This is a genomic window from Nocardia halotolerans, from assembly GCF_042650145.1.
Taxonomy (GTDB): Bacteria; Actinomycetota; Actinomycetes; order Mycobacteriales; family Mycobacteriaceae; genus Nocardia; species Nocardia halotolerans.
Map to the genome: position 1 here is coordinate 244787 of NZ_JBHSDL010000030.1, position 24417 is coordinate 269203.

The 24417-nt window shown below is 69.1% G+C and carries 26 protein-coding genes; 11 read left to right on the top strand and 15 right to left on the bottom strand.

Going from position 1 to position 24417, the window contains the following annotated elements; translation table 11 throughout:
• Window positions 1-13 precede the first annotated feature (13 nt).
• From pdxH to ACFO5K_RS24575, 4 genes are all read left to right on the top strand, one after another.
• Window positions 14-718, top strand: a complete 705-nt coding sequence (gene pdxH / locus ACFO5K_RS24560) for a pyridoxamine 5'-phosphate oxidase (protein WP_378567621.1) — start codon at window positions 14-16, stop codon at window positions 716-718.
• Between the two features lie 293 nt (window positions 719-1011).
• Complete coding sequence (locus tag ACFO5K_RS24565) at window positions 1012-2328, top strand: citrate synthase (protein WP_378567624.1); 1317 nt, start codon at window positions 1012-1014, stop codon at window positions 2326-2328.
• Between the two features lie 76 nt (window positions 2329-2404).
• A complete protein-coding gene (locus ACFO5K_RS24570) occupies window positions 2405-2764 on the top strand; it encodes an FKBP-type peptidyl-prolyl cis-trans isomerase (protein ID WP_378567628.1) in 360 nt (119 codons plus the stop codon).
• A 260-nt stretch (window positions 2765-3024) separates the two neighbouring features.
• A complete protein-coding gene (locus ACFO5K_RS24575; RefSeq protein WP_378567631.1) occupies window positions 3025-3651 on the top strand; it encodes a hypothetical protein in 627 nt (208 codons plus the stop codon).
• 64 nt (window positions 3652-3715) lie between these two features.
• On the opposite strand, the gene ACFO5K_RS24580 is transcribed toward ACFO5K_RS24575, so the two are convergent.
• Window positions 3716-4447, bottom strand: coding sequence for a dienelactone hydrolase family protein (locus tag ACFO5K_RS24580; RefSeq protein WP_378567634.1), 732 nt, complete (start codon window positions 4445-4447; stop codon window positions 3716-3718).
• 224 nt (window positions 4448-4671) lie between these two features.
• On the bottom strand, window positions 4672-5832 hold the full coding sequence (locus tag ACFO5K_RS24585; protein ID WP_378567637.1) for a hypothetical protein: 1161 nt from the start codon (window positions 5830-5832) through the stop codon (window positions 4672-4674).
• Window positions 5833-6110: 278 nt separating this feature from the next.
• Between ACFO5K_RS24585 and ACFO5K_RS24590 the strand changes: the two genes are divergently transcribed.
• On the top strand, window positions 6111-6773 hold the full coding sequence (locus tag ACFO5K_RS24590; RefSeq protein ID WP_378567640.1) for a hypothetical protein: 663 nt from the start codon (window positions 6111-6113) through the stop codon (window positions 6771-6773).
• A 66-nt stretch (window positions 6774-6839) separates the two neighbouring features.
• Here the strand turns inward: ACFO5K_RS24590 and ACFO5K_RS24595 are convergent, their stop codons facing one another.
• The 12 genes from ACFO5K_RS24595 to ACFO5K_RS24650 form a co-directional block, all read right to left on the bottom strand.
• Window positions 6840-7415 carry an alkaline shock response membrane anchor protein AmaP gene (locus ACFO5K_RS24595; RefSeq protein WP_378567643.1) on the bottom strand — a complete coding sequence of 192 codons (576 nt, stop codon included), beginning with the start codon at window positions 7413-7415 and terminating at the stop codon, window positions 6840-6842.
• Window positions 7412-7948 carry a DUF6286 domain-containing protein gene (locus tag ACFO5K_RS24600; protein WP_378567646.1) on the bottom strand — a complete coding sequence of 179 codons (537 nt, stop codon included), beginning with the start codon at window positions 7946-7948 and terminating at the stop codon, window positions 7412-7414. The genes ACFO5K_RS24595 and ACFO5K_RS24600 overlap by 4 nt, the downstream gene beginning before the upstream one ends.
• A complete protein-coding gene (locus ACFO5K_RS24605) occupies window positions 7945-8280 on the bottom strand; it encodes an Asp23/Gls24 family envelope stress response protein (protein ID WP_378567649.1) in 336 nt (111 codons plus the stop codon). The genes ACFO5K_RS24600 and ACFO5K_RS24605 overlap by 4 nt, the downstream gene beginning before the upstream one ends.
• Window positions 8277-8465 (bottom strand): hypothetical protein, encoded by a 189-nt coding sequence (locus tag ACFO5K_RS24610; protein WP_378567652.1) that lies wholly within the window; start codon window positions 8463-8465, stop codon window positions 8277-8279. The genes ACFO5K_RS24605 and ACFO5K_RS24610 overlap by 4 nt, the downstream gene beginning before the upstream one ends.
• Before the next feature lies 1 nt (window position 8466).
• Window positions 8467-8940: an Asp23/Gls24 family envelope stress response protein gene (locus ACFO5K_RS24615; protein WP_378567655.1), complete on the bottom strand. Its 474-nt coding sequence runs from the start codon at window positions 8938-8940 to the stop codon at window positions 8467-8469.
• Window positions 8941-9017: 77 nt separating this feature from the next.
• Window positions 9018-9344 (bottom strand): hypothetical protein, encoded by a 327-nt coding sequence (locus tag ACFO5K_RS24620; protein WP_378567658.1) that lies wholly within the window; start codon window positions 9342-9344, stop codon window positions 9018-9020.
• The gene (locus ACFO5K_RS24625; protein WP_378567661.1) at window positions 9341-9706 is read right to left on the bottom strand and encodes an Asp23/Gls24 family envelope stress response protein; all 366 of its coding nucleotides are present in this window, start codon (window positions 9704-9706) and stop codon (window positions 9341-9343) included. Before ACFO5K_RS24625 ends, ACFO5K_RS24620 begins: the two co-directional genes overlap by 4 nt.
• Window positions 9703-10281 carry an Asp23/Gls24 family envelope stress response protein gene (locus ACFO5K_RS24630; RefSeq protein ID WP_378567664.1) on the bottom strand — a complete coding sequence of 193 codons (579 nt, stop codon included), beginning with the start codon at window positions 10279-10281 and terminating at the stop codon, window positions 9703-9705. The genes ACFO5K_RS24625 and ACFO5K_RS24630 overlap by 4 nt, the downstream gene beginning before the upstream one ends.
• Window positions 10272-10838 (bottom strand): RNA polymerase sigma factor, encoded by a 567-nt coding sequence (locus ACFO5K_RS24635; RefSeq protein WP_378567667.1) that lies wholly within the window; start codon window positions 10836-10838, stop codon window positions 10272-10274. The genes ACFO5K_RS24630 and ACFO5K_RS24635 overlap by 10 nt, the downstream gene beginning before the upstream one ends.
• Before the next feature lie 118 nt (window positions 10839-10956).
• The gene (locus tag ACFO5K_RS24640) at window positions 10957-12324 is read right to left on the bottom strand and encodes a sensor histidine kinase (protein WP_378567670.1); all 1368 of its coding nucleotides are present in this window, start codon (window positions 12322-12324) and stop codon (window positions 10957-10959) included.
• Entirely contained in the window at window positions 12321-13019 is a 699-nt protein-coding gene (locus tag ACFO5K_RS24645) for a response regulator transcription factor (protein ID WP_378567673.1), read from the bottom strand. Before ACFO5K_RS24645 ends, ACFO5K_RS24640 begins: the two co-directional genes overlap by 4 nt.
• A gap of 36 nt (window positions 13020-13055) precedes the next feature.
• Window positions 13056-15107, bottom strand: a complete 2052-nt coding sequence (locus ACFO5K_RS24650; RefSeq protein ID WP_378567676.1) for an AMP-binding protein — start codon at window positions 15105-15107, stop codon at window positions 13056-13058.
• 318 nt (window positions 15108-15425) lie between these two features.
• Between ACFO5K_RS24650 and ACFO5K_RS24655 the strand changes: the two genes are divergently transcribed.
• The 6 genes from ACFO5K_RS24655 (at window position 15426) to ACFO5K_RS24680 (ending at window position 23270) form a co-directional block, all read left to right on the top strand.
• On the top strand, window positions 15426-19352 hold the full coding sequence (locus tag ACFO5K_RS24655) for an ATP-binding protein (RefSeq protein ID WP_378567679.1): 3927 nt from the start codon (window positions 15426-15428) through the stop codon (window positions 19350-19352).
• Window positions 19349-19762 carry a roadblock/LC7 domain-containing protein gene (locus tag ACFO5K_RS24660; RefSeq protein WP_011207200.1) on the top strand — a complete coding sequence of 138 codons (414 nt, stop codon included), beginning with the start codon at window positions 19349-19351 and terminating at the stop codon, window positions 19760-19762. Before ACFO5K_RS24655 ends, ACFO5K_RS24660 begins: the two co-directional genes overlap by 4 nt.
• A gap of 7 nt (window positions 19763-19769) precedes the next feature.
• The gene (locus tag ACFO5K_RS24665; protein ID WP_378567682.1) at window positions 19770-20144 is read left to right on the top strand and encodes a DUF742 domain-containing protein; all 375 of its coding nucleotides are present in this window, start codon (window positions 19770-19772) and stop codon (window positions 20142-20144) included.
• Window positions 20125-20727 (top strand): GTP-binding protein, encoded by a 603-nt coding sequence (locus tag ACFO5K_RS24670; RefSeq protein ID WP_378567685.1) that lies wholly within the window; start codon window positions 20125-20127, stop codon window positions 20725-20727. The genes ACFO5K_RS24665 and ACFO5K_RS24670 overlap by 20 nt, the downstream gene beginning before the upstream one ends.
• 97 nt (window positions 20728-20824) lie before the next feature.
• On the top strand, window positions 20825-22336 hold the full coding sequence (locus ACFO5K_RS24675; protein WP_378568315.1) for a carboxyl transferase domain-containing protein: 1512 nt from the start codon (window positions 20825-20827) through the stop codon (window positions 22334-22336).
• A gap of 79 nt (window positions 22337-22415) precedes the next feature.
• Window positions 22416-23270: an aldo/keto reductase gene (locus ACFO5K_RS24680; RefSeq protein WP_378567688.1), complete on the top strand. Its 855-nt coding sequence runs from the start codon at window positions 22416-22418 to the stop codon at window positions 23268-23270.
• Here ACFO5K_RS24680 and ACFO5K_RS24685 read toward each other — a convergent pair.
• Window positions 23251-24369 carry an NAD(P)-binding domain-containing protein gene (locus tag ACFO5K_RS24685; RefSeq protein WP_378567691.1) on the bottom strand — a complete coding sequence of 373 codons (1119 nt, stop codon included), beginning with the start codon at window positions 24367-24369 and terminating at the stop codon, window positions 23251-23253. The genes ACFO5K_RS24680 and ACFO5K_RS24685 overlap by 20 nt on opposite strands.
• Between the last annotated feature and the right edge of the window lie 48 nt (window positions 24370-24417).

Here is a 24417-nt window from a genome sequence, read left to right on the forward strand (position 1 = left end):
TAACGTCACCCCTATGCGTGACCTGGACCCCTCTGCGGCGGTAGTCCCCGATCTGGCCGCGATGCGCGTGGACTACGGCGACCCGCTCACGGTGCCCGCCGCCGAACCCGACCTCGACGAGTCGTGGCTGGCCGGCGGCTGGGAACCGTTGCTGCGCCGCTGGATCGAGCAGGCGCGTGGCCTGGGTATCGCCGAACCCAATGCGATGGTGCTGGCCACCGTCTCACTGGTGGGTCCGGCGCCGCGCCCGGTGGCGCGCACGGTCCTGTGCAAGGGACTTTCGCCCGACGGTGTCACCTTCTATACGAACTACGACTCGGCCAAGGGCGAGCAGCTCGCCGCGAACCCCTACGCGGCGGCGAGTTTCGTCTGGCCCGCACTGGCCCGCCAGGTGCACGTGCGCGGTGTGACCGAGCGGGTGCCCGCCGAGGTGACCGCCGCCTACTGGCAGGCGCGCCCGCGTGAGTCCCGGCTGGGCGCCTGGGCCTCGCAGCAGTCGCGGCCGGTGTCCTCGCGCGCCGAACTGGACCGGGCGCTGGCCGAGACCACGGCTCGCTTCGCCGAGGTCGACGACATTCCGGTGCCCCCACATTGGGGCGGTTACCTGCTGCGCCCCGACGAGGTGGAGTTCTGGCAGGGCAGGCACGGACGGCTGCACAACCGCGTCGTCGTGCGGATCGATGGTGCCGACGCGACGGTCGAACGGTTACAGCCGTAGACACCGGCTCACCCATCGATCCGTGTTGTTCGCGTGGTTTCGTGGGGCCCGAACATGGGTACAGCTATGGCTGCCGCGGGACGGGATGCGCAGGTGCCTGCTCAGGTGCGCCACCTCACTGCGCGACGGCTCCGGTGTGAGAACAGCGCAGGACAACCCCTGATTGCTGCTCCTTACCGAACAACAGTTAGCGTTACACCAAGCGCGCCGTCAGCCGAGAGCAACGGCGCACGGTTCGGCGCCGGGTTTCAGGGCTCGGCGAGAATCTCAACTAGCCTGAGAGGGATCCTTCCGTGCCCGCTGAGAACATCACCAACGTCGCCGAAGACGCCAAGAAGGCGGTACTGCAGTACCCCGGTGGCGAGTTCCCGATCTCGGTCACCAAAGCCGCAGAGGGCAATGACGGACTCGACCTGGGCAAGCTGCTCGCCAGCACCGGTTACGTCACCTACGACCCCGGCTTCATGAACACCGCCTCGACCAAGTCGGCCATCACCTACATCGATGGTGAAGCGGGCATTCTGCGCTACCGCGGTTACCCGATCGACCAGCTGGCGGGCCGCTCGACGTTCATCGAGGTGAGCTACCTGCTCATCTACGGCGAGCTGCCGACGCAGGCCCAGCTCGACGAGTTCACCGATCGCATCCGCCGCCACACGCTGCTGCACGAAGACCTCAAGCGGTTCTTCGACGGGTTCCCGCGCAACGCGCACCCCATGCCGGTGCTGTCCTCCGCGGTGAACGCGCTGTCCGCCTACTACCAGGATTCGCTGGACCCGCGCGACCCGGAGCAGGTCGAGCTCTCGACCATCCGCCTGCTGGCCAAGCTGCCGACCATCGCGGCCTACTCGTACAAGAAGTCGGTCGGTCAGCCGTTCCTCTACCCCGACAACTCGCTGTCGCTGGTCGAGAACTTCCTGCGGATGACCTTCGGTTTCCCGGCCGAGCCCTACGAGGTCGACCCCGAGGTCGCCGCCGCCCTCGACATGCTGCTTATCCTGCACGCCGACCACGAGCAGAACTGCTCCACCTCCACCGTGCGCCTGGTCGGATCTTCCGACGCCAACCTGTTCACCTCGGTGTCCGGTGGCATCAACGCGCTGTGGGGCCCGCTGCACGGCGGCGCCAACCAGGCCGTGCTCGAGATGCTCGACGACATCAAGGCCAACGGTGGCGATGTCAAGGAGTTCATCCGCAAGGTCAAGAACAAGGAAGACGGCGTGAAGCTCATGGGTTTCGGGCACCGCGTCTACCGCAACTACGACCCGCGCGCCACCCTGGTCAAGCAGGCCGCCGACAAGATCCTGTCGAAGATCGGCGGCGACGACCAGCTCCTCGACATCGCCAAGCAGCTCGAAGAGGCCGCGCTGACCGACGACTACTTCGTGTCGCGTCGCCTGTACCCGAACGTCGACTTCTACACCGGCGTCATCTACCGGGCCATGGGCTTCCCGACCCGCATGTTCACCGTGCTGTTCGCGATGGGCCGGCTGCCCGGCTGGATCGCGCACTGGCGGGAAATGCACTCCGAGCCGCTCAAGATCGGCCGTCCGCGCCAGATCTACACCGGTTACGGTGAGCGTGATTACCATGACATCGGGAATCGCTGACCGGCCTCGACTGCCAGTCGCCCACATTGATCCCCGCGTACGTGGGGATGAGCCACTATCGAAGGGGATAGCCCGCATGACCAAGCCGGAGATCGAATCGCAGCAGGGCCCCGCGCCCACCGAGCTCGTCATCAAGGACATCGTCGAAGGTGAGGGCGCCGAAGCCGTGCCCGGTGGCACTGTCGAGGTGCACTACGTCGGTGTCGAGTTCGAGACCGGCGAGCAGTTCGACTCCTCCTGGGACCGCGGCGAATCCATCACCTTCCCGCTGCGCGGCCTGATCGAGGGCTGGCAGGAAGGTATCCCCGGCATGAAGGTCGGTGGCCGCCGTCAGCTGATCATCCCGCCGGAGCTGGCCTACGGCCCCGCCGGTTCCGGCCACGGCCTGTCCGGCAAGACCCTGGTCTTCGTGATCGACCTGCTCGACGCGAACTGACCTGAGCTACCAGCGGCCCGTGTTCCCTCAGGGGACACGGGCCGCTGCCGTTTCCTACGAGGCCGACCGGGGCCCACCGATTCTCGTGCTCGAGTGACCCGTGACACAGACCGGTGTAGAAGGCGGGTAATGTGCGGCGGGTGTGACCGGAGCCATCGCTCCCGTGTGTCTCGTTTTCCAATGCGTTGTCCATGACAGTGACTTGTTCGATTCGCCCGGGCTTCGATTTTCCGGGGGATTCGGGAGGGAGATTCTCGATCATGTTCCAACACAGGGTTGTTCACCACGCGCTGGCCGCCGCGCTACCCGTTGCCGTGGCGGTGAGCCTGGTCGGTGCCGGGACGGCCTCGGCCGATGCCGATGAGCAGGGCCGGTACGCGCAGGGGTTGGCGAGCACCGGGCAGGGGTACAGCACCGCGGTCGCCCCTGATCTGCGTACTGTGTCCGCTTCGCTCGAAGAGGGCCGTTTCGTGCTCGCCCCGCAGGGTGTGGTCGTCGAGTCGGCGACCGGGAGCCCGGCCGAGGAAATCCCGACCTCGTTCACGACGGCGGGTGGCAATCTGATCACGCTCGCCACCGAGATCGCCGCCGACGGCCGCAGTCTCACGGTGACCCCGAAGCCCACCCCGGCCGCCACCGCCGAACTGCGCTCCATCGCAACGAACCCCACCGCCCAGTTTCCCGACCCGGTCCAGAACGCCGCCGCGATCGGTGCGGGTATCGGCGTGATCGCCGCGGCCGTCGTCTGCATCCCGGCGATCACCACCATGATCCTCTACCTGCCCTGCGTGGGCCTGGTCGGTTTGCCGAATGCCCTGGTCGGTGCGCTGATCGGCGCCATCGTCGGTGCTGTCGCCCCGGAAGTGATCCCCCAGGTCCTGCCCTGACAACCGAAACACCCTGCGGCTCGGGCTGGATACGGCCCGAGCCGCAGGGCACGCGGGTACAGCCTCAGCTCTGGACCAGGGCATCGCGCAGCAGCGGGACCAGACGGTCCCAATGCCGTTGCCGCCCGGCGGCGTCGAAGGTCGAGGTGTCGGGCATGGTGAAGCCGTGCACCGTGCCCGGGTAGATTTCGGAGGTGTAGTCCAGTCCCGCGGCCTCCATGGCCCGGTTGAGCTCGCCCAGCGTCTCGGGTGTCAGGTCGCTTTCCGCGTGGCCGAAGTGGATCTCGGCGGTGATGGCGGCCAGCGCCTCCGGGCCGTCGGCCCCCACCGGGGCATGGAAGGCCGCGAGGGCGGCCACCAGGGCGGGGTGGGCCGCGGCGGTGCGCGTCGCCAGCAGACCGCCGATGCAGTAGCCGGTGACCGCGACCGGTCCGACGCGCACTTCGGGCTGCGTGGTGAGGAACCGAAGGTAGGCGTCGGCGTCGCGCCGGACTCGTTCGGGGGTGTGGGCTTCGATCAATGGCATCAGCTGCGCGAAGATCGCGGGTCGCAGGTCTTCGTCGATGTGATCCGGCAGATCGATCACCGGTGCCCGGCCGTGCCGGTAGAAGAGGTTGGGAACCAGGACGTAGTACCCGTGCCCCGCGAGTTCTTCGGCCATTTCCCGAAGCGCCGGACGGATGCCGAAGCCGTCCGGATACATCAGCACCCCCGGATGTTCGCCGTGGTCGGGGAAGGCGGCGAACGCGTCGGCCGTACCGTCGGGGGTGGGGATCTCCAAAGACTTTGTGGTCATGAATGCTCCTGTCGCAGTTGCTGTTCGAGTCGTGTTCAACGCGAAGGAGGCGGCGCGCGCGCGACGGCGCGTGATTCTCGATCGGGCGGTGGGCCCGCGGCGGCCCGACCGGCGCTCAGCAGCGCACCGGGTCACCGATCTGTGTGTGGCGCAAGGCCGTCCCGGGAGTCATCGCCGTCCACTGTAGCCGGGGCGGTGATTCATCCCGGATGTCATCGAACGGGTTACTCGTGGACGACCTCGACCGGGTCGGTGAGGGCGAGGGCGAGGGCGGTTTGCTGGGACTGGCCGCGGGGTGGAAGGGCCTCCAGGGCTTTGCCGGTTTGGGTGTTGAGGTTGCCGACGATGTTCTGCAGGGCGCCGACGCCGCCGGTGAGTTGTTCCATGGCCGAGAGGAGTTGGGCGCCGCCCTGTTCGGCGAGGGTGGGTAGGTCCTTGGCCAGTTCGGCGCCCTGGGTGAGCTGGTCGCGGGCGCTGTGGAGGCGGGCCACGACCGTGCGCAGCAGGGTGCCGAGGTCGGTGTCGGGGTCGACCGCGGCGCCGGTCAGTGCGCTCAGGCCGGCCAGCTGGGTGCCTGCCTGGTTCGACACGCCTTGCAGTGCTTCGAGTTTGGTGATGATGTCGGCCAGTTGCGGGTCACCGGCGAAGGGCAGTGAACGCAGCAGCGGCAGGATCTGGTCCAGGCCCGAGCCGAGGTTGGTGGCGCTTTGCTCCACCTGCGCGATGGTCAAGCCGGTGGCGCCGAGCGCGTCGGCCAGCTGGTCGGCCTGCGCGGCCGCGCCGTCGACTGTTTGATTCAGCAACTCGATGGCCGAAGTGAGCTGGCCCGCACCCTGTTTCGCGTGGTCGAGGAAGCCGAGCATCTCCTCGGCGCCGCCGCTGAACTGGTCGGCGCCGTCGGCCGCCGCGTTCACGCCCGCGCTCAGCAGTTGCGCGGTGAACTGCACCGAGGTCATCTGGTTGCGTGCCTGCGACACCGCCGACAGTGCCGCGTCCACACCCGAGGCACCGATCCGGTGCGTCACCACGTCGACCGCGCCGTTCACGGTGTCGGTGTCGGCGTCCTCGTGGGTGGTGACGGTGAGCTCGGCCCGCTGCGGTTGCGGGGTGGCCAGGGTGGCCATGGCGGTAGTGAGGTCGGCGGGCAGGGTGATCACCGCGGCGTAGTCGCCCGCGTCGATCTCGCCGGGCTCGGCGACGGTCCATTCGTAGCCGCCCGCGTCCTGCACGGCTCGGGCCACTCGTTCCCCGGTGGGGCCGGTGTCGGCGTTGATCAGGGCGATGCCAGTGGGTGCCGAATCCTGGCCCGCGCAGGCGGCGAGGGTGCCGCCGGTGAGCAGGACGGCGGTGGTGAGGCAGAGCAGGCGGGCGCGTGTGTGGATCACGGTGGCGACGGTATCGGGGGACTTCGGTGCCGGTCGTGGGGGTTGTCTGAGAGTTCGGTGAGGAAGCGGGCGGGGGCGGTAGCCGCCGGTATGCTGGCGAACATAACTGACCAGTCGCTGTTTCATAGTTAGCCGAGGTCAGTATTCGTTGTGTCACAACGACTTCCATCGCTCACTCCCATTTGGTACAAATCTCGGGACAATTGTCATTGAGTTTTTTCGATTCGTCCGGGAGTTCGGAGGATTCTTCGGGGGTTTCGGGAGGGAGATCATCGAATATGTTCCACCGCACCATCACTCGCGCAGGCCGCCGTGCCGTCTTCTCGGCGCTGCCGCTGGCCGTCGCCGCGACGCTGGTCACCACGGGCACCGCCTCGGCCGACGCCCATGCCGAGCGTCAGGCGCAGATCGCCGGTTCGCTGTCGGGTGCTGGTACCTCCGAGGGCGTCGGCTACGACACCGTCGTCTCGCCCGACCTGCGCACCATCTCCGCCTCGGTCGACAACGCCCGCTTCGTGCTCACCCCCGACGCCACCTCGGTCTCGGTGATCTCCGACGCCGGTGACACCGTGGGCCAGCTGCCGCTGACCCTGAACACCGTCGGCGGCAATGCCATCGCGCTGGCCTCGGTGATCTCCGAAGACGGCCGTTCGCTCCAGGTGGCGCCGCAGATCTCGGCCGACACCACCGCCGAGCTGAAGAACATCGCCACCGATCCCGCCGCGATGAACCACGACCCGGTCCAGAACGGTGCCGCCGCCGGCGCCACGGTCGGGGCGATCGCCGCGGCGATCCTGTGCATCCCCGCGCTGGCCGCCTTCATCATCGGCTACGTCTTCTGCGCCATCCCCGGCGTGGTCTCCACCGCGCTGACCGGTGCCGTGATCGGCGCCGTGATGGGTTTGGTCATCCCGGAGTCGATCCCGCAGGTCCTGCCCTGATCGGCTAGCTCTACGCGAAAGCCCGCGCTCACCGTGACGGTGAGCGCGGGCTTTCGCGCGTTGTACCTATTTTGTGCGCTGCACCCGTCCCCGATCGGCGATGCGGAATTCGACCGCCACCGGAATCGCGCTGAGCTCCAGGGCCGTTCGCAGCCGGGGAACCGCGTGTTCGAGGATCCGGCCACGCAGTGCGGTCAGGTCGGCATCGGGATCGGTCCCGACCAGCAGGTGCAGCTCGGGTGCGAGCCCGCTGCCCGAGAGCCGGGCGGAGACCGAACGGACCCCGTCGTAGCTCTCGATGTCGGCGGCCACCGGTTCGGCGGCCGTGCTGGACGCGAGTTGGGTGCGTCCGTGCTCGCCGGTGTCGCCCAGGTTCCACACAGTGCGTTTGGGCATGCGGGTGAACTGGGCGGCCAGCCAGCGCAGCGCGGCCAACGCGAGTACGACGGCGCCGGCGACCGCGAGGTAGAACACCACCGGGTGTGGTTCGGCCGTGCCGGGCACCAGCGGCGATTCCCGCGAGATCCGGGAGAAAGCGCCGAGGTGCGCGGCGATGAGCAGCGCACCCGCCACGGCGAGCAGCACGCCGAGCCCGCCGAGCAGGCCACGGTTGAGCCGGGCGGGCCGGTTGGCGGTGGTCATCGCTCACCTCCGTGACCGATCGGGCGCAGGCTGGTGCGCAGGCGCGGCACGGTGGCCGGCTTGATGCGGTCGAGGCGGTCGGCCACGGCCTCGCCCACCTCCTGCGCGGTCCGCTCGATGCCGTGACGGGTGTGCCCGGCGACGTGGATCTTCTTGCTACGCAGGCGCACCCGGGTCTTGTCCAGGCCCTCTACCCGACCGGCCGCGTCGGCCAGTGCGTGCCGCAGACTGCGCCGGGTGATCCCGGCCTCGATGCCATCGCCGGACTCCAGTGCGAGTACCACCGGCTTGCCCGGCAGCGCCGCCGCCGCGAGCAGAACCAGGCCGAGCACAATGATCACGACGCCCACGCCCAGCACCCACACACTGCCCCACGTGGTGTCGTGCAGCCGGGTGGCGATGCTGTCGTAGGAGACCCACTCCCTGGCGCCGGTGAGCCGCTGGATCAGCGACACCACGACGAGCACGGCGAGGACACAGAGCACGAGCGCGACGACGACGGCCGGGACCACCCGGCGCGGACGACGTGTCATCGAACTCTCCTCTCCGGTGGTTCGCGCACCATGGCCGACACCTCGATGTCGACCCGTGGCACGGCGAGCCCGGTCAGGGCCTCGGTCCGGGCGATCAGATGCGCGCGGCACTCGTCGGTGACGCGCGCGACCGGCAACGGATACCGAACCGGCAACCGCACGCGCAGGGTGGCGCCGGCCCCGACGACCTCCGCGCTCACCTGCACATCCGGCTCGACCCCGGCCACCTCGGTCGCGGCGCGAGCGGCGATGCGCCGCACGACGCGATCGTCGATCGTGGTGGCCCCGGGAAGTTCGGCGTCACCGCGCGGCCGCGCGGCGGCGGTGGTCATCGCCCGCTCCGATCCTGCGCGGACCGCAGCAGCCCGGACAGGTCGACCTCACCGTCGAGCCAGCGCCCGATCAGCAGGCCGAGGCCACCGAAGATCAGCACGATGGCGAAAGCGCCCAGCCCACCGAAAGCGGCGGCGAATCCGAGGGACAGACCCATGACGAGGCAGATCGTGGTGGCGTTCATGTCACTGCACCCGGTCGCGAGTCGGCTGCTGCTCCTGCTCGGAGTCGTCTTCGATGTAGACGTCGTTGACGTTGATGTTCACCTCGACGACCTCCAGCCCGGTCATCTGTTCGATCGCGGTGATCACGTTGCGGCGCACCGCGCGGGCCAGTTCGGCGATGGCGACGCCGTATTCGACGACGATGTCGAGATCGACCGCGGCCTGCTTCTCGCCGACCTCGACCGCCACGCCTTGACCGGTGCTGGCGGACGCGCCCGGAATGCGGTCGCGCAGGGCGCTGATGGCGCGGGCGGTGCCGCCGCCCAGTTCGTGCACGCCGCGTACCTCACGCGCGGCCAGGCCCGCGATCTTCTGGACCACGGTGTCGGCGATGGTGGTGGTGCCCTGGTCGGTCACCAGGGCGCTGGGGCGGTTGCCGCCCTCGGCGGCGGTCTTGTCGCCGGCCTTGGTGGTGTCGGTGCTGGTGTTCGTCATGTCCACTCCCGATGGTGTTGTGTGCCAACAGTTGTCGATCGAACTAACACTGGTAGGACACCGTGAACGGTGAATCGTCACGGCCCGGGATCGTGATCTGGGTCGCTGAAGGTCTCGGTGTGCAGGTCCACGACGTGCACGCGCAATCGCGCGGCGGCCCAAGGGGTACCGGCCAGCAGCGGTCGCACGGCGGCGTCGAGCTCGTCGAGCAGGGGGTGTAGCGGCAAACTCGCGGCGACGACGCGGATCTCCACCACCGCGTCGGTGAGGTCGACGGCGGCGCGGCCCGCGTTCCACGGCAGCCACCGGGTGTTCTGCAGACCCATCGGGACCGCGGGATGCACGTCGTCGACGGCATCGATCGCGGCCACGATCCGGTCGATCATTTCGGTTTCGCTGATCACGTTCGCCTCGGTTCGATATCGAGCACATACACCGACACCTCGTCGACCTCGGTGCCGGTGTGTTCGGTGACCGCCGCGGCGACAGCTCGCTGCACCGCCCGGCCCACCTCACCCACGTGCCCGGCCGAGGTCAGCGCCAGATCGACCTGGATGGCGAGCAGCCCGCCCGCGCGGCGCACCCGGACACCGGCCGAGGCGACCGGTTCCTGCCCCACCCAGAGCTGGCGTCCGGTGCGGGCGAGGTGGCCGACGAGGCCGAGCACGCCGGGCTCGAGCCGCGCCACCCCCGGCACCCGGGCCGCGGCGAAGGCGGCGACACCGGCGATCACGGGGTCGCCGACGACGAGTTCGGTCTCGGTCATCGCTGCTCCTCGTAGAGGTCGGCGACGACGAGATCCAGGGTGCCCAACCGCACGCCGACGCGAGCCGAGGCCGCCGCGCGCACCCGCTCCCGCACCAGCGTGACCACGTCGTCGATGTCGGGCACGTCGTGGCGCACGGCGATCGACATCTCCACGGCGATCACGAGTTCACCGTCGTCGCCGGGTTCGCTGCTGTGCACGCGGCAACCGCGTGCGCGGACCCCGTCGACGGTGTCGGCGGCGAAGCGCAACACCACGGCGATGGCCTGTTCGCTCACCTGGATGGCGCCGGGATGGGGCGTGTCGAGGGTGAGGGTGCGCCCGCGGCGCACATCGGCGCGCACGGCCGACATGATGCGCCCGAACAGATCCGGTGGGGGCGGGTCGGGTTCGTCGACGAGTTCGCGGGTGGCGTTGCGCAGCGTGAGCAGGCTTTCCCTGGCCGCGGCGCAGTGCGGGCACGACGATTCGTGGGCGTCGGCTTCGCTGTCGTCGAGGCTGTCCCACACCTGTTCGAGCCCCCGTCCGCACGGGAGCAGGTAGTCGTTGTCGGTGGTGCTGTGGGTCACCGCCATGGCTTCATCACCTCTGCCAGTTGAGCTCGGGCACGCGCGATCCGCCCGCGCACCGCTGTGCGGTTGGCGCCGACGATCTCGGCGATCTCGTCGTAGGACCGGCCGTGCACTTCACGCAGCAGCCAGCAGGCCCGTTGTTCGGGCGTGAGCGTTTGCAGCGCGTCGGACAGCGCCGCCATCTGAGTGCTCACCTCGGTCGCGTGGTCGGGCCGGGTGTCGAGGTGGGTGGACACGGTGGTCTCGGGGTCCACCTCGGTGGCCGGGCGCCGGGCGCGCAGCACATTGAGACACCGGTTGGTGGTCATCCGGTAGAGCCAGCCGGCGAACGCGGCGTCGTCGTGCAGGCGGGCGATGGTGCGCCAGGCTTTGAGGAACACCTCCTGGGTAACGTCCTCGGCCTCGGCCCGGTCGGCCAGCATCCTGGCGGCCAGGCGGAACATCGGTCCTTGGTAGCGCAGCACCAGCTGCTCGTATGCCCGGACATCGCCGTCACGCGCCCGACCTGCGAGGGTCGCGTCATCCAGCTCTGGCTCGGTTGCGGGTGACGTCGAAGTCACGCGGCACCTCCTCCGCTGCTCCTGTGATGGACACCGACGCGCAGGACATCGTCACGGCGAATTATGGGTGATCGACGTCTCACCGGGCGCGGATGTGGGGTCCGGGGGTGTCGCGGGGTCAGGTGGCCGGGCGGATGGGCAGTTCCAGCACCAGGCGGGCGCCACCGAGCCGGCTGTCCTCGAAGTAGGCGCGGCCACCGTGGAGCTGGGCCTGCTGGGCCACCAGGGCCAGGCCGAGACCGGAGCCGCCCTTGGTGGCGTTGGAACCGCGCGAGAACCGGGCGAACACCGTGCCCCGTTCGGCGACCGGCACACCGGTTCCGTTGTCGTCGACGGCGATCACGATCCGCTCGTCGGCGGTGCGGTGAGCGGAGACGACGGCGTGGGTGGCCCCGCCGTGGCGCACCGAGTTGGTGAGCGCGTTGTCCACGGCCAGGCGCAGACCGGCGGGCAGGCCGCGAGTGACGAGTTCGGCGTCGGCATCGATGTCGACCGACAGGCCGGGGTGGTGGCGCACCGCGTCGTGGGCGGCCTGGTCGCACAGATCGGCCACATCGGTGGCGACGTGGTCGGCCTCGGCGGTGAGGTCGCCGCGGGCCAGCCGCTCGAGCGCCGACAGCGTGGTCTCGACGCGGGTTTCGCTGCGGGCCAGGTCGTCGAGGATCTCGCGGCGTTGCTCGTCGGTGAGGTCGAGCGTGCGCAGGACCTCGAGGTCGGTGCGCATCGCGGTGAGCGGGGTGCGCAGTTCGTGCGCGGACACCGCGGCGAAGTCGCGTGCGGTCTCGAGCGCGGCCGCGGTTTCGGCCTGAGCCTGGTCGACGCGCGCGAGCATGGTGTTCACCGCCTCGGCCAGCTTCACCGCCTCGTCGACACCGGAACCGTCGACCGGCTGGGCCGGGTTGTCCGGGTCGGGGAAGGCGCTGCGCGCCGAGACCTGCCGGGTGAGTTTCACGATCGGGCCCACCGCGCCACCGGCCAGCAACCAGCCCAGCGCCGCGGCGGCGGCCACCGCGATCGCCGCGCCCGCGAGTACCCAGCGTTGCTGTTCGGCGGTCGCCTTGGTGGCTTCGGTGGTCGGGATGGCCAGCGACACCGTGCGCCCGGCCGGCTGGTTCTCGGTGGTGGTGAGCACCCGGTAGGGCTGATCGTTCACCTCGACCGTCCGGGAACCCGGCACCAGATTCGGCAACTGGGTGGAGCTGGACGCGGTCACCTTGCCGTTGTCACGCACGGTGAGCGCCATGGTGTTCTGCAATCCGGTGAGATTGACGAATCCGGTCGCCAGCACCGGTTCGATCAACACGATCCGCGAAGCGATTTCGAGCTGCTGATCGGTTTGGGTCACATTGTTGCGTTCGATCGCCTGGAAACCCACGAATGCGGCGATCGTGACGATGATGACAGCTCCGGCCGCCGCCGCCGCCGCGACTCGCGTTCGCAACGAAAACGATTGCCTGCGGCGGCGTTTCGGCGGAGCTTCGATCATTTCGATTCCCGCAGCACGAACCCCACTCCACGAATCGTGTGCAAAAGCCTGGGGGTGTCATCGATTTCGAGCTTGCGCCGCAAGTATCCGACGAACACGTCGACCACATTCGTGTCGGCGACGAAATCGTATCCCCACACCAATTCGAGCAACCGCTCGCGGGTGAGCACCACCCCCGCATTCCTGGCCAGCGTCGACAGCAATTCGAATTCCCGTTTGGTGAGCTCGATTTCGCGTCCGTGCAACAGTGCGCGATACCCGGCGACATCGACCTGCAACGGGCCGACCGTGATCGCACCCGGCGTGCCCGAATCGAGTGCGTCGGTGCGGCGGCGCAGCAGGGCGCGGATCCGGGCCACCAGCTCGGCCAGTTCGAACGGCTTCACCAGGTAGTCGTCGGCACCCGACTCCAGCCCCGAGATCCGGTCGTCCACCGAGGCGCGGGCACTGAGCACACAGATCGGGACGTCATTGCCCATCGCCCGCAGCGCCGTCACCACCCCGGCGCCGTCGAGCACCGGCATGTTCATGTCGAGAACCACCGCGTCGGGCGCGTGCTCGGACACCGCGCGCAGGGCGGCGCCGCCGTCGCGGGCCACCAGCACCTGGAAGCCGGACAGACGCAGGCCACGTTCGACCGAAGCGAGGACATCCTCGTCGTCGTCGACGACCAGCACAGTTGCGGTAGCAGTCACGCGGCAATCCTAGGTGGCGCCCGGCGGCGGGCGGGTTCAGGAACCGGGTGCCACCGGGTCGCCGTCGTGATCGGGCGCCGAGGCGTCGGTGATCGGGGGATTGCCCAGTGGGGGATTGGCGAGGATGCGGTCGGCCAGCGCGGTGAGCACCGCGGGATCCTCGATGGTGGCCGGGGTCTCCACGTGCTCGCCCGCGGTGAGCTGGCGGATTGTCTTGCGCAGGATCTTGCCCGAACGGGTCTTGGGCAGGCCGGAGACGATGATCGCGTCGTGCAGGGTGGCGATCGCCCCGATCTGGGAGCGGACCCGGTCCATGAGCTCGGCGCGCAACTGTTCCGGATCGATCTCGACGCCCTGCTTGAGCACCACATAGGCCAGCGGCAGGCTGCCCTTGAGCTCGTCGGGCATGCCGATCACCGCGCACTCGGCGATGGCGTCGTGCCCGGCGATCGCGGCCTCGATGCTGCCCGCCGAGAGGCGGTGCCCGGCGATGTTGATCACGTCGTCGCTGCGGCCCATCACGTAGAGGTAGCCGTCCTCGTCGAAGTAACCGGAGTCGCCGGTGAGGTAGTGCCCGGGGAACGCCGACAGGTACGAGCGGATGAACCGCTCCCGGTCGCGCCACAGCCCGGTCAGGCACCCGGGTGGCAGCGGCAGCCCGATCACGATGTTGCCCTCGGTTCCGGTGGGCACGGGGTTGCCGTTCGCATCGAGCACGCGCAACCGGTAACCGGGCACCGGCACCCCGGCCGAACCGGACTTGACCGGTAGTTCCTGCAGGCCGAGCGGATCGGCGCAGATCGGCCAGCCGGTCTCGGTCTGCCACCAGTGATCCACCACGGGAGTGTCGGGATGCTCGGCCAGCAGGGTGTCGGAGGCCCATTCGAAGGTGGCCGGGTCGAGGCGCTCGCCGGCGCAGAACAGCGCGCGCAACCGCGACAGGTCGTGGCGGTGCGCGGCGGTGGCCTCGGGGTCGGCCCGGCGGATCGCGCGCAGCGCGGTGGGAGCGGTGAACAGCACCCGCACGTCGTGCTCGTCGACGATGCGCCAGAACACACCCGCGTCGGGGGTGCCGACCGGTTTGCCCTCGTAGAGCACAGTGGTGGCACCGACTAGCAGGGGCGCGTAGACGATATAGGAGTGCCCGACCACCCAGCCCACATCCGAGGCCGCCCAGAACACCTGACCGGGGCCCACGTCGTAGATGTTGCGCATCGACCAGGCCAGCGCCACCGCGTGCCCACCGTTGTCACGGACCACGCCCTTGGGCTTCCCGGTGGTGCCGGAGGTGTAGAGGATGTAGAGCGGATCGGTCGCGGCCATCGAGACCGGGTCGGCGTGGTTCGCACCGGCGACGGTGTCGTCCCAGTCCATCCAGCGGGCGGCCACGGTCTGCTCCGAGGCGGGCAGCACGTCGGTGGCGGGCTGCGGGGCGGCGAACTCGATCGTCGGGAACGGGCGTCGCTGCTTCACCAGCACCGTGCGCACCGACGTGGTCTCGGTCAGCTCCAGGGCCTGCAACACGATCGGCGGGTACTCGATGCGCCTGCCCGGTTCGATCCCGCCCGACGCGGTGATCACCAGTACCGGCTCGGCGTCGTCGATGCGGGCGGCCAACTCGGGGGCCGCGAATCCGCCGAACACCACCGAATGGACCGCGCCGATACGCGCGCACGCCAGCATCGAGATCACGGCTTCGGGAATCATCGGCAGATAGATCACCACCCGATCACCGGCGCCCACCCCGAGCTCACGCATGGCACCGGCGAAACGCGCTACCTCGTCGAGTAATTCGGCATAGGTATAGACGGTGGTCTTCTCCGTCATAGCCGAGACATATATGAGAGCGGGTTGATCCGCGTGCCCACCTTCGGCCACGGTTCCGGCCCGCACATGGCGGTCGAGCGCGTTCACACAGGTGTTGAGCCGGCCGTCGGGAAACCAGCGCGCCGAGCGCTTGTCGGCGGCATCGACCACCTGTTGCGGTTCGACATCCCACTCGATGCCCTGAGCTGCATCGGACCAGAAGTGAGCCGGGTCGACCAGGCTGGTCTGATAGACCGGCCGGTACTCGTGTTCGGTGTCCAAACCCGTGACTCCCTAGCCTCGCTTCGATGTCCGCTCGATAGATCCTGATGATTGTGGCAGACTTCACGCGACACCTGACGCGGTGCCGCGACCTTTGGTTTTGCCTGGAACGGGCAGGTCATCGCACGGACCGCTACCGGGTGTCGGCCAAGAAGTTATTGATCCGTTAGAATCTGATGTCACTTATTCGGGCAGTCGTAGACGCAATTTCTCGGCCAGCCGCAGTTCTCGGCCAGCACCCACTGGCGAGCCACCATTGCGCCTGTGGAGGTTCGTGATGGCGCACGGTACGAGGCCAGTTTGGAAAGTGAGTGGGAGATGCGTGACGCCGCTAGGTCCGGCAGCAAGCGCTGGGCGCTCGGCAACTGGGACCTGCGTTGGAAGGTTACGGCTGTACTGGCCGTGCCACTCGCGGTCGCGGTCGGGCTCGGCGTGTCGAGAATTACCGCGGAGTTCTCGGAGGCCAGCAGGCTCTCCAGTATCCAGGAGCAGGTAGACACGATCCCGAACGTCACCGCGCTGAGTGCCACCTCGGCGAAGGTGACCGGTAGCCAGTTGGTGCCGGCGGGACCGGGCGTCACCCTGGTCACCGACCAGGACCTCGCCGATCTGGACACCGCCATCACCGCCGCGGAGGGCTCACTGCCCCGCCTGGTCGACCTGCCCAAGGCCCACACGGCCCTGGACCGGATGATCGCCAAGGCCAAGGACGTGCGCGCACAGGGCAAGGGCCTCACCGCCACGGCCGAACCCGCGCTCGCTTCCGTCGAGCAGATGCGCATCGACAGTGTCGCGATCGTCGAGACCACCGTCGCCCAGGTGAGCGACCCGATCATGGACACCGCCAAGCTGCGCCTGGTCGACTCGCTCAACACCCGCTCGGTGCTCGTCGACGAGCTCGCCGGCCTGGCCCAGCTGCTGCGCGGCGACCTGGCCGGCGCACAAACCTTCCTCACCGGCGTCAGCACCGAGCGTCACCTGCTCGATGTGCTCGCCAACCGCTTCCCCGACGGCGACCAGGTGATCGCCGACCTCAAGGCCCAGGCCGACGTACGCCAGAACCTGGTGAGCGGGCCCGAGGTGCAGGCGGGCAAGCTGCCCGTCGGTGAGCTGCGTACCTCGCTCTACACCAGCCTCGTCGGCTACGAGGGCGTCGTCGACCTGGCCACCCAGGCCATCGAAACCTCCATGGAGGACCTCACCAGCGCCGCGGCGACCGGCGCCTGGACCTACACCGGCGTGGTGATCGCGACCATCCTCGCCGCGCTGCTGCTCGCGGTGTTCGTCGCGCGCTCGATGATCGTGCCGCTGCACCGCCTGCGTCTGGCCGCACTGCGTGTGGCCGAATCCGACCTGCCGCACGAGGTCGCCCAGCTGCGCAACGGCGCCTCGCCCGAGGACGTGCCGCTCGAACCGATGCCGGTGCGTTCCGACGAGGAGATCGGCCAGCTGGCCCGCGCCGTCGACGACATCCACGGCCAGGCGCTGCGCCTGGCCAGCGATCAGGCGCAGATGCGTTCGCAGGTCAACGACATGTTCGAGACCCTGGCCCGGCGCTCCAAGTCGCTCGTCGACCATCAGCTCACCCTCATCGAGGCGATGGAGTACGACGAGAAGGACCCGCGCCTGCTCGAGAACCTCTTCCGCCTCGACCACCTCGCCGCGCGTATGCGCCGCAACGGTGACAACCTGCTCATCCTCGCCGGCACCAAACAGCGCCGGTCCAAGTCGGCCCCGGTCGAGATCGCCGACGTACTGCGTGCCGCGATCTCCGAGGTCGAGGACTACGAGCGCGTCAAGCTCGGCGCCACCCCGCGCGGCTCACTGGTCGAACCGGCCGCCTCCGACCTGGCACACCTGTTCGCCGAGCTGCTCGACAACGCGCTGCGGGCCTCCCCGCCCGAGACCGACGTCAAGTTCACCTTCGCCCAGGCCCACGACCAGGGGCTGCTGATCGAGGTCGCCGACCGCGGCATCGGTATGCCGCCCGCGGAGATGGCCGACATCAACCGCAGGCTCGGCCAGGCCGCCGAGCCCGGCCCCGACACCGCACGCCACATGGGTCTGTTCGTGGTCGGCCGCCTGGCCGAACGCCACGGACTCGTCGTACGGCTGCGACCGACCTTCGACACCGCGCGCGACCCCGGCGTCACCGTCACCGTGCACGTCCCCGTCGGGCTGATCGTGTCCGGCGCGGGCGGCGGCCCGGTGCTGGCACCGCAACAGCAGCAGCTGCCGGTGACCCCGGCACCGCAGCAACAGCAGCAGCGGCCCAACCCGCAGAACCAGCCGCAGAACCAGCAGAGCACCATGCAGACCCGCGCGATCACCCGCACCCCGGGTGGCAACGTGATGGTCACCGTCGACCCCGGCAGCGGGCCACTCCCGACCGGACCCGGCGGCCTGCCGCAGCGTCAGCCGGGCAATGCGATGGCCCAGGGTCAGGACGCGGACGCGCAGTCCTCGCCCACCCTGCGCCCGCCGGTGCCCGGCCAGGGCAACGTGCCCCAGCGCGGCAAGCTCGCCGCGGCCGCGCTGCCCAAGCGCAACCTCGCATCCGGCGCCACCCCGCGTCCGCCCGCTCCCGCCCAGCAGGGGGAGCCCAAGCCCGCCGGCCCGCAACAGTCGGCCGGTGGTCTGCCGGTGCGGCAGCCCGGTGCCAATGGCGCGCCCTCGCGCGACTCGGCCCAGCCGCCGCGCGATCCGGCGAAGCCGCAGCAGAGTGCCGCAGGCGGTCTGCCGCAGCGGTCGCCGGGTGCCAACGGCGCGCCGCAGCGTGATCCGTCGACCGGCTTGCCGCAGCGTGATCCGTCGGGTGGCATGCCGCAGCGTGATCCGTCGGGTGGTATGCCGCAGCGTGACCCTTCAGGTGGCATGCCGCAGCGCGATCCGTCCACCGGTCTGCCGCAGCGTGGGTCCGGGAATGTGCCACGCGATCCTTCGACCGGCCTGCCACAGCGTGGCGGTGCCGCAGGTAGCGGCGGTCCACAGCGAGACTCGGGTGCTGTTCAGCGTGACCCCTCGACTGGCTTGCCGCAGCGTGATCCGTCGGGTGGTTTGCCGCAGCGTGATCCGTCGGGTGGTTTGCCGCAGCGTGATCCGTCGGGCGGCATGCCGCAGCGTGACCCCTCGACTGGCTTGCCGCAGCGTGATCCCTCGGGCGGTCTGCCGCAGCGTGACCCCTCGACTGGCTTGCCGCAGCGTGATCCCTCGGGCGGCTTGCCGCAGCGTGACCCTTCGGGTGGCTTGCCGCAGCGTGATCCGTCGGGCAGCCTGCCGAAGCGCGAACCGACACCACGACTGCCGCACCGCGACCAGTCCGGTGGCTTGCCCCAGCGCGATCCGTCGGGCGGTCTGCCGCAGCGTGAGCCCACTGGTGGCATGCCGCAGCGTGACCCCTCGGGCGGTCTGCCGCAGCGCGACCCGTCGGGCGGTTTGCCGCAGCGTGAGCCCACTGGTGGTTTGCCGCAGCGTGATCCGTCCAGCGGCCTCCCGCAGCGCGATCCCGCCAACGGCCTGCCCCAGCGTGCACAGCCCAGCGGCCGCCCGCCCCAGGACGCCCCGAATGCCGCTACCCCCCAGCGTGATTCCGGTGCGCACGGTCTGCCGCAGCGCAACCCCGCGAACGGTCTTCCGCAGCGGGACCCGAACCAGTCCGCACCGGAACGCCCCGGTGCGGCGAATGGGCTGCCTCAGCGCGCTCCCGGCGCTACTGTGGTACCGCAGGCGAACGCCGGGCCAGGAGTGGCTCTGCCGCAACGGGATCGGGATCCTGCGGAGCCGGAGAACGCTGCGTCGGCAGGGCGTGATCCGGGTCGGCACAGCTTCAAGTCGAATCCGGCCAAGGCTGCGTCGTTCTTCCAGACCAGGTTGCAGCCGGCACCGGAAGGCGATTCCGTGATGGGCGGAACGCCGATTTTCGCGGAGATGATGTCGGCGTGGCTCACGGATGAGAATTCCGATCGGTCCCAGGCGGCCGCCGCCTTCGAATCTCCGGGTGACGAAGGTTGGCAGGCTGCGCGCCGGGCCAGCGAAGCCAAGCCCGCGGCACGTACCGCCGCCGGTTTGCCACAGCGCAATCCGGGCGGAAGGCTCGTGCCGGGTGGCGTGAACGGCGCGGCCCATCGCACACCACAACGTGATCCCGACACGATCAGGTCCAGCTTGAGTCGTCACCAGCAGGGCGTCCGGGATGGCCGCGCAATGAAGGCAATGAACCTAACCGGAGACAAAGGAGACCGATGAACCCCGATCTAGGTGGTACTAACCGTCAGCTGGATTGGCTGGTTTCGAACTTCGCCAACGAGGTTCCTGGCGTAGCCCATGCCGTGCTGGTTTCGGCCGACGGCCTGCTGATGGCCGCGAGTGCCCAGCTGCCGGTGGACCGCGCAGAACAGCTCTCCGCTGTGACCGCCGGTCTGGCAAGTCTTTCCGTCGGCGTGTCGAATCTGTTCGAAGGCGGTACGGTACTGCAATCCGTCGTCGAGATGGAGCACGGTTACCTATTGCTGATGGCAGTGGGCGACGGCTCGTATCTGGCGGTCCTGACCAACACGTCGTGCGACATCGGTCAGGTCGGATACGAAATGGCTTTGTTGGTCGAGCGTGTGGGCCAGACAGTTCAGGCCACGCCACGCGTCACGATGGGTTCCTGATGGTGGGATGGACATAGACGATCACCGCATGGGAAGCGCCGAGCCCAGTCTCGTCCGCCCGTACTCCTTGACTGCCGGCCGTACCAGGCCGGCGGTCGAGTTGGCGCTGGAGGCACTCGTCGCATCGCATCCGGTCGCCATGGAGCGGCAGTTCGAACTGAACAACCTCGAAACGTCCATCGTGGAGTTGTGCAGGCAATCGCCGTCCGTTGCCGAGATAGCTGCCCAGCTGTACATCCCGATCGGGGTGGCTCGGGTACTCGTAGCCGACCTGATCGAAGCCGGTCATGTCCGGGTTTCGGCAACTTTGAAAGACGATTCCAGCGACGATGAACGTCGCGAGCTGATCGAAAGGGTTCTCAGTGGACTCCGGCGTATTTGATTCGACGGCGCAGGTCGACACCCGCACGACCAAGCCGACCTCGGCGAAGATCGTTGTCGCCGGTGGCTTCGGTGTCGGAAAGACCACGATGGTCGGCGCGGTGTCGGAGATCGTTCCGCTGCGTACCGAGGCGTTGGTCACCAACGCCAGCACCGGAATCGACAACCTGACCGGCATCCCGCAGAAGTCGACCACCACGGTGGCGATGGACTTCGGCCGGATCAGCCTCGCCGACGACTTGGTCCTGTACCTGTTCGGTACGCCGGGCCAGTACCGGTTCTGGTTCATGTGGGACGACCTGATCCGCGGCGCCATCGGCGCGGTGGTGCTGGTCGACACCCGCAGGCTCGAGGACAGCTTCGCGGCGGTCGACTACTTCGAAGCTCGTGGCCTGCCGTTCCTGGTGGCGCTCAACGAATTCGACGACGCCCCGAAGTACCCCCTCGAAGACATCCGCCAGGCGCTGGCGGTGCCCGCCGACGTGCCGATCCTGTCGCTCGACGCGCGGCGCAGGGAACCGGCCAAGCAGGCTCTGGTCTCGCTGACCGAGTACGCGCTGCGCAAGGTGATGCAGGGCCACTGAGCCGGTGACGGGGTTGCCGCGATGAAGGCCGCAACCCCGCACACCCGACTGAGGTCGCCCGGCTCGGCGGTGTGCCCACTAGGCTCGTCGTGTGCACATGTCGGCGCGGGATCTGATCGGCCAGTTGCTCGATTCCGGATCGTTCGTGAGTTGGGATCGACGGCCGGTCGAGCCCGCGATTTCGCCGCGGTACCGCCGCGAGCTGGTGGCCGCGGCGCAGCGTTCGGGTGCCGATGAGTCGGTGCTCACCGGTGAGGGTTTGTTGCGCGGCCGCCGGGTGGCGGTGATCGCCTGTGAGTTCGGGTTTCTGGCCGGGTCGATCGGTGTAGCCGCGGCTGAGCGGATCGTCTCGGCCGTGGAGCGCGCCACCGAGTCGGGCTTGCCGCTGATCGCCTCACCCACTTCCGGCGGTACCCGGATGCAGGAGGGCACAGTCGCTTTCGTGCAGATGATCAAGATCGCGGGTGCGGTCGCGGTGCACAAGGCGGCGGGGCATCCGTATCTGGTGTACCTGCGTAATCCGACGATGGGCGGGGTGTTCGCGTCGTGGGGTTCGCTCGGGCACATCACTTTCGCCGAACCGGGCGCGATGATCGGGTTCCTCGGGCCACGGGTCTATGAAGCGTTGTACGGCAAGCCGTTTCCGACCGGTGTGCAGACCGCCGAGAACCTGTACCGCAACGGCGTGATCGATGGTGTGGTGACGGTGGCGGTGTTCCGCCGCATCGCTCATCGCGCGCTGAGTGTGGCGACCGGCGCGGTGCTCGCCGTCGCACATGAGCCGGGTTGGGCTGCGCCCGTGCGTAATCCGGCAGTCGGGGCGAATTCGGCAGCCGGTGCCTGGGATTCGGTGCTCAGCACCCGGCGTCCGGAAAGACCGGGCATCCGTGCCCTGCTTCGGCATGTGACGCAACGGGTTCCGCTGAGCGGGACCGGCCGGGGCGAGACCGACCACACCGTGCTGCTGGCACTGGCCCGGTTCGGTGGTCAGCCCTGTGTGGTGTTCGGCCACGACCGGGCGGGCCAGTTCGGCGAGCACACGATGGGCCCGGCTGCCCTGCGCGAGGCACGCCGGGCGATGGCGCTGGCCTCCGAGCTGCGACTGCCGCTGGTGCTGGTCATCGACACCGTCGGCGCGGCGCTGTCCAAGGAGGCCGAGGAACGTGGGCTGGCCCCGGAGATCGCCCGCTGCCTGGCCGACCTCGTCACCCTCGACACCCCGACCGTGTCCGTGCTGCTCGGCCAGGGCACCGGCGGCGGCGCGCTGGCCCTGCTGCCCGCCGACCGTGTGCTGGCGGCCCGGCACGGCTGGCTCGCGCCCCTGCCGCCGGAGGGCGCCAGCGCCATCGTCTTCCGCGACACCGACCACGCGCCGGAGCTGGCCGCCGCACAGGGCATCCGCTCGCAAGACCTGCGCGCCGACGGGGTGGTCGACCGGATCGTCGAGGAATACCCCGACGCCGCCGACGAGCCGGTCGCCTTCGCCCGCCGCACGGTGCTCGCGATCGCCGCCGAACTGGCAAGTCTGCGCGCCTGCGACCCGGCGGAACTGCGCGGCCTGCGGCAGGCGCGATACCGGCGGATCGGACTCGCCGGAGCCGTGTACTGAGTCCGCGGAGGCAACCTCGGCCGGAAACACACCAGGTCCTGTCGTTGACGCCACCCCGAACCACTTCTACGGTCGGAGGGTGACCTTCCGTAGTGAGAGCAGCTCTGTCCCCACCTTCGTGCTCAATGACGGGAACGTGATCCCGCAGCTCGGCTTCGGTGTGTTCCAGGTGCCCGAGGAAGATGTCACTGCAGTGGTGTCCGAGGCGTTGCGAGTCGGCTACCGCAGTATCGACACGGCCGCGGTCTACGGAAACGAGGAAGGCGTAGGCCGCGCGCTCCGTGCGTCGGGGATCGCGCGTGACGAGCTCTACATCACCACCAAACTGTGGAACAGCGAGCAGGGTTACGACAGCACGTTGCGCGCGTTCGACGAGAGCATGCGGCGGCTGGGCCTGGACTATCTCGACCTGTATCTGATCCACTGGCCGGCACCGGCCGCCGGCCGATTCGTCGACACGTTCCGCGCGTTCCAGGCACTGAAGTCCCAGGGCCGGATCCGTTCGATCGGGGTCTCGAATTTCCGGATCGCCGACCTGGAGACCCTGATCGCCGAGGCGGGCGAGATCCCGGCGGTGAACCAGATCGAATTGCATCCCACCCTGTCGCAGCGTGATCTGCGTGGCTACGACGCCAATCACGCGATCGCCACCGAGGCGTGGAGCCCGCTGGGGCAGGGCACGCTGCTCGACAATCCCACCATCGTGTCCATCGCGAAGGAACTCGACCGCACCCCGGCACAGGTGATCATCCGGTGGCACCTGCAGCTGGGCAATATCGTGATTCCCAAATCGGTCACCTCCACGCGGATCGCCGAGAACTTCGACGTGTTCACCTTCGAACTCGACGGGCAGTCGATGGAGGCGATCAACCGTCTCGACACCGGCGCGCGCATCGGCCCCGACCCGGCCACTTTCAGCGCCGGTCTGGACTGATCCCGAGGTAATCGGTCAGTTCGCGGGCGGCGGCGCGCCCGGCGCGGTTGGCGCCGATCGTGCTGGCCGAGGGGCCGTAACCGATCAGGTGCACCCGCGGGTCGTCGGCCACCCGCGTCGCCAGCTGTCCGGTCATGGTGATGCCGCCGCCGGGTCCGCGCAGCCGCAGCGGCGCCAGGTGGTCCAGGGCGCTGCGGAAGCCCGTGGCCCACAGAATCACCTGCGCTTCCCGGAAGCTGCCGTCGGCCCAGCGCACCCCGTTCCGCTCGATCCGTTCGAACATGGGTAGCCGATCCAGTGCGCCCCGGGCGCGGGCGGCCCGTAACCGGTCGTCGAGCGGCAACCCGGTCACCGACACCACCGAGCCGGGCGGCAGACCGTGCCGCACCCGGTCCTCGACGAGGGCCACCGCATCGCGTCCGTCCTGTTCGGCGAACGGAGTCTCCCGCCAGCGGGGTTCGCTCCTGGTCACCCATGTGGTGGAGGTCACCTGTGAGATCTCGTCGAGCAGTTGCACCGCGGAGATGCCACCGCCGACGACCACCACGTGCCGGCCGGCGAACTCCGCGGCCGTGCGGTAGTCGCGGGTGTGCAGTTGACGACCGGCGAAGGTGTCGGCGCCGGGGTAGCGGGGGACGAAGGGGTGCTCCCAGGTGCCGGTGCCGTTGATCAGCCCGCGCGTGCGCAGGGCACCCGCACCCTCTGTCTCGATCCGCAGCACCTCGCCGCGGCCCGCGCAACTGTGCCCGTCGGCGGTCCGATCGCAGACCACCCGCACCGAGACCGGCCGGTGCACCCGCAGGTCGAAGCGTTTCTCGTAGAGCTCGTAGTAGTGCGGCACCGCGGTGGCGGCCGGTGCCGAAGCCGAGCCGGGTGGCAGCGTTTCGGCGAACGACATCCCCGGCAGATCGTGCACCCGGTTCACCGTGGTCAAGGTCAGCGACGGCCACCGGAACTGCCATGCCCCACCCGGCCCGGGCGCGTGGTCGACGATCAGGAAGTCGCGTTCGGGCGTCAACCCCAACCGCCGCAGGTGATAGCCCGCCGAGAGCCCCGCTTGGCCCGCGCCGATCACCACGATGTCGAAGTCGGTCGCCACAGCCGCCGATGCTATCGCCTTACCGGAGGTCGGGGGCTGGCTGTGGCA

What these genes read in the sequence shown, in the direction of transcription:
- pdxH (WP_378567621.1), top strand. Translation starts at nt 14, where the DNA reads ATGCGTGACCTGGACCCCTCTGCGGCGGTAGTCCCCGATCTGGCCGCG.
- ACFO5K_RS24570 (WP_378567628.1), top strand. Translation starts at nt 2,405, where the DNA reads ATGACCAAGCCGGAGATCGAATCGCAGCAGGGCCCCGCGCCCACCGAG.
- ACFO5K_RS24575 (WP_378567631.1), top strand. Translation starts at nt 3,025, where the DNA reads ATGTTCCAACACAGGGTTGTTCACCACGCGCTGGCCGCCGCGCTACCC.
- ACFO5K_RS24580 (WP_378567634.1), bottom strand. Translation starts at nt 4,447, where the DNA reads ATGACCACAAAGTCTTTGGAGATCCCCACCCCCGACGGTACGGCCGAC.
- ACFO5K_RS24590 (WP_378567640.1), top strand. Translation starts at nt 6,111, where the DNA reads ATGTTCCACCGCACCATCACTCGCGCAGGCCGCCGTGCCGTCTTCTCG.
- ACFO5K_RS24595 (WP_378567643.1), bottom strand. Translation starts at nt 7,415, where the DNA reads ATGACCACCGCCAACCGGCCCGCCCGGCTCAACCGTGGCCTGCTCGGC.
- ACFO5K_RS24600 (WP_378567646.1), bottom strand. Translation starts at nt 7,948, where the DNA reads ATGACACGTCGTCCGCGCCGGGTGGTCCCGGCCGTCGTCGTCGCGCTC.
- ACFO5K_RS24605 (WP_378567649.1), bottom strand. Translation starts at nt 8,280, where the DNA reads ATGACCACCGCCGCCGCGCGGCCGCGCGGTGACGCCGAACTTCCCGGG.
- ACFO5K_RS24610 (WP_378567652.1), bottom strand. Translation starts at nt 8,465, where the DNA reads ATGAACGCCACCACGATCTGCCTCGTCATGGGTCTGTCCCTCGGATTC.
- ACFO5K_RS24615 (WP_378567655.1), bottom strand. Translation starts at nt 8,940, where the DNA reads ATGACGAACACCAGCACCGACACCACCAAGGCCGGCGACAAGACCGCC.
- ACFO5K_RS24625 (WP_378567661.1), bottom strand. Translation starts at nt 9,706, where the DNA reads ATGACCGAGACCGAACTCGTCGTCGGCGACCCCGTGATCGCCGGTGTC.
- ACFO5K_RS24630 (WP_378567664.1), bottom strand. Translation starts at nt 10,281, where the DNA reads ATGGCGGTGACCCACAGCACCACCGACAACGACTACCTGCTCCCGTGC.
- ACFO5K_RS24640 (WP_378567670.1), bottom strand. Translation starts at nt 12,324, where the DNA reads ATGATCGAAGCTCCGCCGAAACGCCGCCGCAGGCAATCGTTTTCGTTG.
- ACFO5K_RS24655 (WP_378567679.1), top strand. Translation starts at nt 15,426, where the DNA reads ATGCGTGACGCCGCTAGGTCCGGCAGCAAGCGCTGGGCGCTCGGCAAC.
- ACFO5K_RS24660 (WP_011207200.1), top strand. Translation starts at nt 19,349, where the DNA reads ATGAACCCCGATCTAGGTGGTACTAACCGTCAGCTGGATTGGCTGGTT.
- ACFO5K_RS24665 (WP_378567682.1), top strand. Translation starts at nt 19,770, where the DNA reads ATGGACATAGACGATCACCGCATGGGAAGCGCCGAGCCCAGTCTCGTC.
- ACFO5K_RS24675 (WP_378568315.1), top strand. Translation starts at nt 20,825, where the DNA reads ATGTCGGCGCGGGATCTGATCGGCCAGTTGCTCGATTCCGGATCGTTC.